This window comes from Microcoleus sp. PH2017_24_DOB_U_A, assembly GCF_020738205.1.
Classification (GTDB): Bacteria; Cyanobacteriota; Cyanobacteriia; order Cyanobacteriales; family Microcoleaceae; genus Microcoleus.
Genome location: NZ_JAEQCT010000076.1, coordinates 17,204 through 29,429, shown reverse-complemented (window position 1 = coordinate 29,429; position 12,226 = coordinate 17,204). Strand labels below are relative to the sequence as shown.

General features: G+C 45.3%; 8 protein-coding genes. 3 read left to right on the top strand and 5 right to left on the bottom strand.

Going from position 1 to position 12,226, the window contains the following annotated elements:
* The 5 genes from JGK07_RS21575 to JGK07_RS21550 form a co-directional block, all read right to left on the bottom strand.
* On the bottom strand, window positions 1–405 hold a 405-nt coding region (locus tag JGK07_RS21575; RefSeq protein ID WP_293225373.1), incomplete at its 3' end, for a transposase.
* The gene (locus JGK07_RS21570) at window positions 374–619 is read right to left on the bottom strand and encodes a transposase (RefSeq protein WP_293192440.1); all 246 of its coding nucleotides are present in this window, start codon (window positions 617–619) and stop codon (window positions 374–376) included. The genes JGK07_RS21570 and JGK07_RS21575, both read right to left, overlap by 32 nt.
* A gap of 559 nt (window positions 620–1,178) precedes the next feature.
* On the bottom strand, window positions 1,179–4,178 hold the full coding sequence (locus JGK07_RS33250; RefSeq protein WP_366934320.1) for an SUMF1/EgtB/PvdO family nonheme iron enzyme: 3,000 nt from the start codon (window positions 4,176–4,178) through the stop codon (window positions 1,179–1,181).
* A gap of 511 nt (window positions 4,179–4,689) precedes the next feature.
* A complete protein-coding gene (locus tag JGK07_RS21555) occupies window positions 4,690–5,469 on the bottom strand; it encodes a hypothetical protein (protein ID WP_293184185.1) in 780 nt (259 codons plus the stop codon).
* A gap of 282 nt (window positions 5,470–5,751) precedes the next feature.
* Entirely contained in the window at window positions 5,752–6,369 is a 618-nt protein-coding gene (locus tag JGK07_RS21550) for a Uma2 family endonuclease (RefSeq protein ID WP_366055511.1), read from the bottom strand.
* A 229-nt stretch (window positions 6,370–6,598) separates the two neighbouring features.
* On the opposite strand from JGK07_RS21550, the gene JGK07_RS21545 reads away from it, so the two are divergent.
* From JGK07_RS21545 to JGK07_RS21535, 3 genes are all read left to right on the top strand, one after another.
* Window positions 6,599–6,733 carry a hypothetical protein gene (locus JGK07_RS21545; RefSeq protein ID WP_293184189.1) on the top strand — a complete coding sequence of 45 codons (135 nt, stop codon included), beginning with the start codon at window positions 6,599–6,601 and terminating at the stop codon, window positions 6,731–6,733.
* Between the two features lie 219 nt (window positions 6,734–6,952).
* Window positions 6,953–8,272, top strand: coding sequence for an ABC transporter substrate-binding protein (locus tag JGK07_RS21540; protein ID WP_293225365.1), 1,320 nt, complete (start codon window positions 6,953–6,955; stop codon window positions 8,270–8,272).
* Between the two features lie 1,134 nt (window positions 8,273–9,406).
* The gene (locus JGK07_RS21535; protein WP_293225363.1) at window positions 9,407–11,887 is read left to right on the top strand and encodes an MASE1 domain-containing protein; all 2,481 of its coding nucleotides are present in this window, start codon (window positions 9,407–9,409) and stop codon (window positions 11,885–11,887) included.
* Window positions 11,888–12,226 lie beyond the last annotated feature (339 nt).

Below are 12,226 nucleotides of genomic sequence, written 5' to 3'. Positions count from 1 at the left end.
CGTCTGTTCTCCAATACCTGGAATCGAAGTCAACAGCTCGCGCTGCTGTTTTAAATGCGGATGTTGGTCAAAATGATCGCTAATCATTTTTTTGATTTCGGCTTGTTGTTCTTTAATGTATTCCAAATGAGCTTTCGTAAGTTTAGCTACGGTTTCTGTAGCTGTTTCCAAACGATTCTCTTCCTGTTGATACATCTCGGTTAAAGATTCTAGTCGTCGCAATAAAGCTTGTAAATCCTTGACTTCGAGCGGAGTTGGCTTCCAAAATGACGGTTTAATCGCCGCACAAAAACGAGCAATCAATGCTGCATCTACAGAGTCAGTTTTGGTACGTAAAAGTTCGCTTTTAGCAAACCCTTTAATCCGAGCCGGATTAACCACACTCACCGCGATCGCCTGCTTCATACAGAAACTCAGCTAGGGCATCCCCGTAAATGCTCGTGGCTTCCATGCAGGCATGAAGTTCTTCAACACCTTGTTTTCCCGGCCACTGATTTAAGCTCTCAAACCCTTCGGTATTATTCGTGAACTTTTTGGGTTTTGAGCCACGTTCTTCTTTCAGTAAAAAAACATGAAAGTCTTTTTTACTGATATCTATGCCTAAAAATGTCGGTGTCATTGTTTGCTCCAAGCTCCCTGTTTGTATGAAAGAACATGACAGGCAATTTAACTAACCTTATAAATGCAGGCTGTCCCGTGAAAACGAGCGCCTAAGATACTGTCCAGTTTTTTTGTATGCGCCTGTCATCAGTAATGGGAGCTTATCTACACAACAGACTTGTGATAGTCACTCGGGGCGGGCCAACTTCACCAATTTCTGATGTCCGATCACAACACTTTCTACTGTCATTTGTACCTATAGGCAAGAAACTTTAATGGTTTCTTTATATTTACTCGTGTTAGGATTCAGTTACAACCGTGTCTGCGGTTTGATTACAACCGTGTCTTCGGTTCTATAGCCTGCGGTCTACGGTTTGATCGCCTGACTCTTTTAAGATACAAGGGGCGGGTTCGCCAACAGCTTTAAACGAAGCAGATAGGTTAAATAAACCCGCCCCAATCCCACGAAAAATGCCTAATTGAATTGGTGCAAGATATGAGTTTAACCGCCTAAAGAAACCGGGTTTTTGGCAAAATCTGTGCGCCGCAACCCCATCTTAAAACAAAAACCCGGTTTCTCACCGCCATGCCCAATTCCTGAAAAAAATTTTTTTTAGCGCTTCGCGCCAGAGAGAAAAGAGGAAAAAGAGCAAAGGGCAAAAGAGCAAAAGAGCAAAGAAGCCCGCAGAGTCGTAGTTGCGGCTGGCAGCACGGCAATTGACCGCAACGTCGAACCACGAACCACCACGCAGCACACGGTTACTATCTCCGCCAGTTGTCCACGAAGTACCATCAGATGGCGCGCCATTGTAATTACCATGCCAAGGATCAGCGCACCATTCCCAAACATTGCCCTGCATATCGTACAAACCAAAAGCATTCGGGGGAAAACTTCCCACCGGAGTAGTTTCTTGACGATAAAGTCCTTTTGGTGCAGAACCGTAGGGATTATTGCCGTCATAATTAACTAAATCTGGAGTAACAGTCTCCCCGAAGTGAAAAGCTGTTGTCGTACCTGCCCGACAAGCATATTCCCACTCAGCCTCACTCGGCAAACGATAGGTTTTTCCAGTTTTCTCAGACAACTTCTGACAAAAACTTACCGCATCATTCCAAGTTACTTGTTCCACAGGCCGTTTCCCACCTTTAAAAGACGATGGGTTATTGCCCATCACCGCTTGCCACTGTTCCTGAGTAATGGCATATTTCCCTAAATAGAATGGCTGGGCAAAAGTTACTGGATGCTGCGGGCGTTCATTATCGTTACCTTCTCCCGACGGTGAACCCATCATAAAACTACCCGCTGGAATATGCACCATTTCCAGTTTCACCCCATTACCCAAATCTTCCTCTTTTTGATAAGCCTTCCCCGACTGCTTGCTAGTTTGTTTCCCGTACTTATCCACCGTGATAATTTCAAAAATAAATGCTTTACCTTTGCTAGCTTCTTCCTCCCGACGCAAACGTTCCGCTTCTGCTTGCTGGCGTTGGCGTTCCCTTTCCTTTGCTGCTTGACGCTGGCGTTTCCCTTCCGCCTCCCGTTTTCTCTCCTCCAATACAGCCAAAGCCACATCGCGAATATGCAAAACACCCGGTAAACTCGGATTGATTTGCAACGCCCGATTAAAATCTTCGATCGCCCGTTCCAACTCTCCCAACTTCTGATAAACTAACCCGCGATAGTGGTAAACACTCGCCTCATTCGGATTCAGCCGCAATACTTGGTCAAAATCAGCAATTGCGCCCTGATACTCCACAATTTGATAGTAAGCCAAACCGCGCTGCAAATTCGCCTCAAAGCGAGAACCATCTAACTGCAAAACCTGATGAAAATCAGCAATCGCCGCCGAATATTCCCCATTTTTCGCCCGTTGCAAACCCCTTTGCCAACAACACTCAATGATGCTTAATTGTAAACTCGCCTCCAAACCTCGCGAACATTGATTTAGCTTAGTTACATAGGGTTCATCATCAACCGTCAAAGCCGCAGCCAAAACATTTAATAACTGACTTTGTTCAGGAATCGCCAAACCATGCAGCCTCAACCAATCTTGAACAGACAAATACAACTGTGCAGCAGCCCACTGCTTGTCAGCCAAAACCAATAGTGAGACAGCTAAATCCAAACGCAAATCAGCAATCAGTGCCGACTCTTCTTCAGCCAAATAATCATACAATCCCTGATAATAACCAACCGCAATTTCCGTCAGAATATTCTGTTCATCGGCGGGCATCTTTGCCAACATTTCCGGGAGTAACTGCGGTAAAAAAGGTGTTTTTCGCTCATCTGGAGGCAAAAACATCAGACAATATTCATCAACAATTAAGCCCGCGATTAAAGCATGGCAAATGCCAATAAATTCTGCTAAATCATTATAATCATTTTTGCTGTCGAGTTCATAGGGACGATTAATTTCGCTTAAATCTTCTCCATCTTCCAGGGCATCCCGTTCAATTTCCAAGATTCGTAAATTTTGCTGATGGCGTTTAACTGCTTTTTCACCAAAACGGAGATCGAAATCAGCAACAGGTTTACCAGAGTCAATATACGCTTGTCGTTTTGTTTGCCAATTGACCGCCCGTTGTTTGGCAAAATCATACAATGTCTCAACCCAAGGTAACTGATTGATTGGAGTTTTGTAGCGATACTTTGTGAAATTAATATGCCAAAAGCCAAAACGCAGATAAAACTTATCATGGGTAGCAGATGAGTCTAAAATCAGAGTAGGAATCACGCGCAAACCTGCAAATAAGTTTTCCGCCGCCGCTTCTTCCCGAAAAACATTAGTCCGCCAAGAACCGCCCATAAATTGTACTGGCCGACCATCGCTCATATACTTATCTAGGAAGTTTCGCAAATAATTGCTTAAAAACTCCTCAGATACCGGAAAATTTTGATTTCCTTTAGCAGCATCGTGAGTCAAGACTGGCGGTGACAAGAAAACTCGTAAAATCGGAGTATCTTCGGGATTGATGTTGGCAATAATGTTTTCAGCGGTAACTAGAATCGGCGAATTTTCTAAGTTTTTTTGCTTGACAATGGCGACAATTGCTGTTTCGCGATTTACCTGAGCAATTTCTCGTGCTAAAAGTGCGTCTAACTGTTTTAATTCTAATTGGATTTGACGCTGTTCGGCGATGCAGAATTTTTGCAATTCAGCGCGAAAAACTTCTAGTTGGGCGCTATGTTCGCGATTGAGTTTGCCTTCATTGGCTTGAAAATCCCGATTGAGTCGGGCTAATTTGTCTTGTAATTCGCGGTTAAGCGTGCCTTCATGGGCTTGAAATGCGATATTCATTTCGGCGAGGTATTTCTGCAAGCCTCGGTTTAAATCGCCTTGTTCTCTTGTCACATCAAGACTAGCTTGATGTTGCAAGTTTTGAACGATGGTAATTTTTTGTTGTAATTCTCGTTGTTTGTTGGCGTTATCAATGGCAGTTTCTGAATTAATTGTAGCAATAGATATGCCAGTTTCTGCTTGGCGGTCTTGCCGATATTTCTCTGGCATAAATATGGATTTGGAAGTATCTTTTATGTGATCCCAAATTCCTTTCTTTCCTGGTAATGCTTTGGTCATAATATTTCCTCCAGTGGTTAATGTTTAAAGTTGACAAGATTAAGAGAAAATTTCAAAGCTAAACTGACTAATTTGCTCAATTATGATGGTAATTCGCCCAACTTCCTGTCAAAAACTGACTCGTTGGCAGTAATTTTATCTGCCCTAACTAAAGCTGGCCCAAGTATACCAATTTAAAAAATCTTAGTTGAGTTTGTGTACTCAAGTATTGTCACGCTGGTGCGTCGCTGTAAGATTTTCTGTTTTTTTTGTATTATCAAGGGCGACACACCCTACCAATATTATTGTTGCATTGATTTTTCATACTTGGTATTACTTTGTCTCCAAGAAACCGGGTTTTTTCGGGAGTTTTTTCGTAATAACGAAGTATTTGGGAAAAAACCCGGTTTCTGGGCCTCTCGTCTACCCGACAGAAATGCGGACTAAAGTCCTCACTACGAACCGTAAAGCAAAAGTGAGATTCTCCCCAAAAACCCGGTTTCTGGGCCGTCGCGCAACCATGATTCATCAATTAAGTTTTTGCGCCGCCTCCCACTGCAAATAATAGGTGGGCTGCACCCTCTAGATTTGTATCGGCGCGTCCTATTTCTTTATGGTCTACATTATAAATGTGACCATTCTCTATTTTCCCGATAAAATTGTCCGCTGAGGAATAGTTATATTTATAGACTTCTCCATTGTCTTTGAAGTAACCGACTTCCCACCCAGATGAATTATACATTGTATGCCCTCGAACATCACCGACATCAACGGTGTGACCGTTTAGCTGATGCAGATAAATGTGGCCGTCATCCCGGATGTCTATGTGGGGGCCGTTCATGGTACGATCGCCCCCAGGAACAGTTGCATAGGATGAGTTGACCGTCCAAGGTTGTTGGTGATGGGAATCTAGGGCTGATGTTTGATGCCAGTCTTGATGTTGCGGGTGCTCAACCCATGCAGATTGGTGGAAATCTGGAATGATTTCTGGTTGGTTGACTGGGTGATTTAGATGCTGTGAGTCTAGGGCTGATATTTGATGTAAGTCTTGATGTTGGTGAGAAAAGTCTTGATGTTGGGGATAGTCTGTCCATCCAGATTGAGAGAAATCTGGTAAAATGTCTGGTTGGTTCGTGTGAACAAAATTAGGCTGTTGAGAGTAATCGAGTAAATGATTTTGTGGTAAGCTCAGGTCTAAATGTGGATCTGAATGTTGAACGGTATGCGGCGTGTCGATGCCCAAAGATTGCAGAAAATCATTGAGTTGAAATTGCGGGCTATTTTGTCCGGCATCGGGAAGATGATTATTCATGGCGAGTCACCAAAATCATAGCGATGTCTTGATTGTAGCGTAAATTTTCAAATTTATATATGACGGCTACAAAAAGTTATTTTACAGGGTAGATATAGATTTATAAAGTTAAATTAAGGAAGGTTGTCATTGGGAGAAACGAAACAATCGCCAAGACTAAGATTGCTTCGTTCCTCGCAATGACAGATATAGATATTTATTTATGTCAACAATTAAAGGCTTTTATCTAAAAATTTTAATTAGTTATAGAAGTGATTGAGACGTGTTGTTTTAACCGCAAAATTACGCCATCAACTCATCCAACGCCACACTAAAACCGGGCAACACAAGCTGAGTCTTCGCCACCTCACCAGGCTTAAATAAAACTGTCGCACCTTGAGTAATTACTAACACCCAACTACTCTTTGGAAATAGCAGCCAAACTTCCAAACAACCAGACTCTAAATACTCCTGTGCTTTCGCAAAAACATCATCAGCAAAATCGCTAGGCGAAACAATCTCAGCTACCAGCGGAAAACTCTGCGGCAAAACTGAAAACTCTCCAACTTGTGCTAACAGTTCAGGAGTAATATAAGATACATCTGGTATCCGCCCTTTTTTCAGAGTTTGACAAGTGACTTCCACATAAACCTCACCCCCTTGGGCGCTTGAGATCATGTAATTTCTCCAGTAATAATCGAGCTTTGATTGAATGCGACGAGTCTTTGCAGTCATTCCCGGTTTCCCTACTACTTCTCCATTCACAAATTCTACAGGATGTTTGACTATCACTTTACCGTCTGCCCACTCCGTCCCGTCAGGAGGATTTTGCATCCATTCTTCCAAAGTTAAATCTAACTGTTCTACACTAAAACTTGTCATCTGATTCACCAATTTTACTGCTAGTATCGATTTTATCATATCTGCCAAAACATGAAAAAATCCTTGAATATGCGGCAGCTAGCCAGTCGCAGCTTGTTGGCAGATACCGCACAACCACAGTTGACAGTTGACAGTTGACAGTTGACAGTTGACCTAGAACGAAGAGGATTGGAGTAATGAATAGTCTGATTTTAATTTCTCCCGCTCCGGCGGGCGGGCTTTCAACCAATTCTTTCTGGTAATATATTCATAACGAACAAGTCAGCCAATGGCTATTAACCGAATTCTCGCATTCGCGCGCGTCGAAATGCCTGACTTGGCAAAAGATCGATCGCACCTGACAGCAATTTCTTGCGATCGGATGTGCCCGCAAGATACACTATATCCTTTGTCAGAAAGATGAGGTACTCATGGGCATAGGTCATAGGGCATGGGGCATAGGGCATACCTGACTTTTTTGAGAACCGCTATAGGAGGCAAATTTTTGACAATTTTGTTTCAAAATACCTCCGAATTAGAGACAAATCAACTTCGGAAAAATTCTGAGATTCAACCAGTTTCACCCACCTCTAACCACCTGCGCTTGCTAAAAAATCTTCTTCCCTCTAAGCAAAGCTAAAAAATGATTTTATCCAAACTTCTCAAAGCACTTAAAATGCAAGTCAAACGAGTTGCGTGCATTTTACTTGCCTTAAATCTACTGATATTAAGCGGCTGTCAAAATATTCCCCAAAATAGCGATAAAATTAAACTCACATTGTGGCACGGCATCAATCCCCCGCCCAATCGCGACGTATTTAAAACCCTCACCGACAAATTCAACCAAACGCATCCCCACATCCAAGTAGAACAAATTTACATCGGCCAGCCCGACCAACAACTGCCAAAAATTCTTACCTCAATAGTAGGAAATGCACCGCCAGATTTGCTGTGGAATACTGCCACAATGGCCGGCAAACTAGCAGAACTCCAAGCAATTAAACCGCTAGAAAACTGGCTCGACAAATCCCCCATCAAAGGCGAAATCGATCCCTCACTTTTCGAGTCAATGGAACTCGGCGGACACACTTGGTCAATTCCCCTCGCCACCAACAATACAGGAATATTTTACCGTCCCAGCTTGTTTGCAGCAGCAGGAATTAAAAAAGTGCCGCAGAATTGGCAAGAATTAAAGCAAACAGCCCGATCGCTCACACAGGACACCAACGGAGACGGACGCACAGATCGACACGGCATAGTGCTCCCCCTAGGCAAAGGAGAATGGACAGTATTCACCTGGCTGCCGTTCATGTTCAGCGCAGGCGGCGAACTCGTGAGAGAAACATCTCAAACTCCCGTACCCCAAATAGACAACCCGGGTTCTCTCGCGGCCTTGGAATTGTGGAAGGACTTGTTAACAGAAGGTTCGGGAATACTGTCAGCACCCGAACGCGGTTACGAACTCGATAACTTCATCGCGGGTAAAGTCGCAATGCAAATCACCGGGCCGTGGACTCTAGCACAATTGCAGCAAAGCGCGATCGACTATGCAGTGATGCCTATACCCGCCCTCAAGCGCTCCGCCACTGTTGTTGGGGGTGAAAACCTATTTTTAATGAAAACCTCGCCAGAACGCGAAAAAGCAGCCCTTGAATTCCTAGAATACGTTCTTGGCGAAGAATTCCAAACAGCCTGGGCGTTCGGCACAGGTTACTTACCAATTAACTTAAAATCGAGAGAGAGCCGAACTTATCAAAGTTTTGTGAAAAAAAATCCTGTTTTGGGAGTATTTTTAGAACAAATGAACTCAGCCCGATCGCGCCCAATTATCTCTGGTTACTCTCGCGTGTCAGAAAACCTTGGCCGCGCCATAGAAGCAACTCTTCTGGGCCGCAACCCCCAAGACGCTCTTAAAGAAGCTCAAGACCGTTTGACATTAACCTTAGATATTGCAGTCAAGTGAGATTGGGCATTGGGCATTGGGCATTGGGCATTGGGCATTGGGCATTGGGCATTGGTCAGTAGTCATTGGTCAGTAGTCATTGGTCATTGGTCATGTTTTGCGAACTTAATAACTCGCGAACCTTATTAGTCATTAGTCATGTTTTGCGAGCGTCCCCGCTCGCGAACGTTATTAGTCATTAGTCATTAGTCATTGGTAATTAATAAGACAAATGGCGATTACTTTACGAAATTCGACAATCGCTCTCTGGCAACAATCACAGAAAAATAGAAAATGTTTTTTTGATGTAAATTCTTTGTTTTCACTGTATTCGACGAAAGACTTGAAGGCTCGATTAACGGGAGCATCTCAGTTTTGCATTTAGATAGATAGTGAGAGCGTCCCCGCTCGCGTATCGTATAATACGCCAGCTCGCGACAGCTCGCACTATAAGAAAAAAATGCTTTTTACAAAAATGAGATGCTCCCCGATTAACGATTAACGATTAACTCGATTAATTGGTTGAAAATCTCATGAAAATCATTCCAACCTGCACTTACAATCAGAAACCGAGTTTCTTGCCCCGCACTTACCTGAAAGCTCAGATGTTGCGTGGGTGTTATCGGTTCGTTAGATATTATTGACCATGGTGCAAGATGTTAGAGTGAATAGAGTTGCGATCGCCCGACACGAACAGACACCCGCAGTCGCTCGGTCATAAATCTTTAGCGAAAACCAAAAATTAACAGACCGAATGCTTAGCCATCACAGATATATTGGCAAAAAACAGAGGCTCCCGAAATTTATGCCCAGATGCGGTCGCACAGCAAAAAAAACAGAACCCTCAACGGCTCCACAAAAAATTATCTCAACAGGTTATTCCCTACCTACCACCCATGACAAGCGAATTTCTGTATGTGGTACAAGCCCCCAGATTTATCCGTGGAATCAATCCCAAATCTAAAATCGAAAATCCTCTCTTCCCCCGAATTTATCCGTGGGGTCGCCTCTAAAATCTAAAATCTAAAATCTAAAATCTAAAATCTAAAATCGATTGACCTACGATCGCCTAATAGAAAGATTTTTCCTACCCCGTGCCTGTCCCGTGCCACCTACTGATACCAAAACCAGCATCCACCTTTTCCCCAAACGACAATGCAGAAAAAGTTCCTTAACGCAATCAAAGGACATTCCTGGCGGTACTTCTTCGCAGTAGGGGCGATCGCCCTGATCTACTATTTGGCATCGCAATTCGCCATTGCCACCCTCACCCTGAGTTCAGAAATTTACCCCATGTGGCCAGCAGCAGGAATTGCTCAAGTCGCTCTGCTGCTGTTTGGGCGGCAACTGTGGCCGGGAATTGCGATCGGCGCCTTCCTGTTCATCATGAGCGCACCGGCGGCCAGCATCGGCACTGCTTTGATCTCAGCGGGCGCCAGAGCCTTGCAAGCGTGGACGGGAACTTATCTGCTACAGCGCATTAACTTTAGCGCCGGACTCGATCGACTCAAAGACGTTTTAGGAATAGTCGGACTAGCAGCCTTAGCATCTACCCTAATCAACTCCACCATCGGCAGCATCATCGTGTGCGTAAGTGGTTTCTCTAGCTGGAGCAATTTTGGGACGATTTGGGGTACTTGGTGGGTAGGAGACGCGATGGGAATTTTGCTCGTCGCCCCCCTGCTGCTGACGTGGCACAAATTACCCAAAAGCCCCACCCATCGCAAACAGATAGCTGAACGAGTTATTTGGCTGCTGCTGCTGCTAGCGATCGGCTGGCTCGTCTTCTGTTCCCGCACCCGCGCGGCCTACGCTCGCTATCCCCTAGAATACTTACCATTTCCCCTAGTAGTTTGGGCTGCCTTTCGATTCGGCCAGCGCTACACGGCCCTCGCCAACTTCATCCTCTGCGGCTTCGCCATCTGGGGCATCGCCCGAGGCAGCGGCCCCTTTCTCAAACACGCCAGCAGCATCCCCCAAGCACTGTTATCCCTGCAAGCCTTCATCGCCGTCATCGCCGTTACCGGCCTAGTCTTAGCCGCCACCGTCGCCGAACGCCACCAAGCAGAAGTCTCCCTGCGCGCCAGCGAAGCCAGCCTCGCCAACGCCCAGCGCATCGCCCAGCTAGGCAACTGGGACTTAGATCGCAACACGGAGCAATTGCGTTGGTCAGAAGAAATTTATCGCATCCTGGGAGAACGCCCGGGAACTTTCGATCCCAGCCTCGAAGCCTTCTTGAAATACGTGCATCCCGAAGATAGAGAATTGGTCAAAAGGTCGATCGAAGCTGCTATATTTCAGCAACAGCCTTACAGCATCGACTACAGGCTGCTACTCCCCGACGGGAGGAGCCGCACAGTCTGCGAACAAGCCGCCATCAACTCCCTCTACATCACCAGCACCGTCCAAGACATCACAGATAGAAAGCGCGCCGAAGCCGCCCTGAATTCTTCAGAAGAAAGATTTTCCAAGGCTTTTCACGCTTCTCCTGTTGGGATCGGCATCTGCACCCTCACAGACGCCCGCTTCCTCGATGCCAACGACAGCTTTTTGCGATCCTTAGGCTGGTTGCGGGAGGAATGTATCGGCCGCACCCCCACCGATTTAGGAATGTGGGTCAATTCAGAAGACGAGCGGCGGCTAGCCAACGTGTTGCGGGAAGAAAATTCGATCGGCAACCAAGAAATCAAAATTCGCACCAAAGCCGGCGAAGTGCGCGACTGGCTGATGTCAGGGGAACTCATCGACCTCGGCAGCACTCAGTGCGTTTTAATCATGACCAGCGACATCACCGAACGGTTGCGTTCCGAAGAATTCCGTCGCGCCGCATTAGCAGCCGAAACTGCCAATCGATCTAAAACCATCTTTCTCGCCAACATGAGTCACGAACTCAGAACCCCCCTCAATGCGATCATCGGCTACAGCGAGCTCCTGCAAGAAGATGCCCGAGACCTCGATGCCGAAGAGTTCATCGACGACCTCCAAAAAATTAACACTGCCGGCCAGCACTTGCTAGGGCTGATTAAAGATATTCTCGACTTCACTAAAATTGAAGCAGGTCACATCGACTTGCACATCGAAACCTTCACCATTTTAAATCTGGTGCAGGAAGTTGTCGGCACGATCGCGCCGATGGCAAACAAAAATAGCAATATCTTAGAAATACAATGCCCTGAGGATATTGGCTCGATGCAGAGCGACTTAACTAAACTCCGCCAGTCCTTGCTCAACCTCCTCAGTAATGCCTCGAAGTTTACTTCCTCGGGCGCGATTAGTTTCACCGTTACCCGCTGCGCCGAAACCCCCGCCGAGGCTTCCCAGAGACGCAAAAAACAAGGAGCCTATAGAGGACTTAACCCCTTAGAAAATAGCTCGTATTCCTGGTCTGCCTCTCAAGATTGGATTGTTTTTACAGTCAAAGATACTGGTATTGGCATGAGTTCCGAACAGTTAGTCAAAATCTTCGAGCCTTTCACCCAAGCCGATTCCTCAACTACTAAGAGGTTCGGCGGCACTGGTTTGGGGCTGACGATTACTAAGAAGTTCTGCGAAATGATGGGCGGAGATATTACCGCTTCCAGCGAGTTGGAAAAAGGTTCTACTTTTACAATTCGGCTGCCAGCTATCATCAACTAAATTTTATTTTTCCCGGAAAAGTATGATCGATAAGAAATTTTGTGAGTTGTTGTTGGCTGCTGCCAATTTTATTAATGACACGCTCTCGCTCCCAAAACCCGGTTGCTTCACCTGAGTCGAGCAGTCAGTCGATTTGAGACTTGAAATTTGAGATTTACTCTACAGATGAATCTGGGAGCAGGAACAGGAGTATAAAATTTTGATCTCTCCACGACAGGAGTACCTCGGACTTTATCAGTTTTTGGTGGCTCAAAAAACCTAGTTCTGGCAGAAACCGAGGTTGTCAGCGTCAGTTCACTGTGATAATATGATACAATTTTTAAGTAGGTGGCAGACATT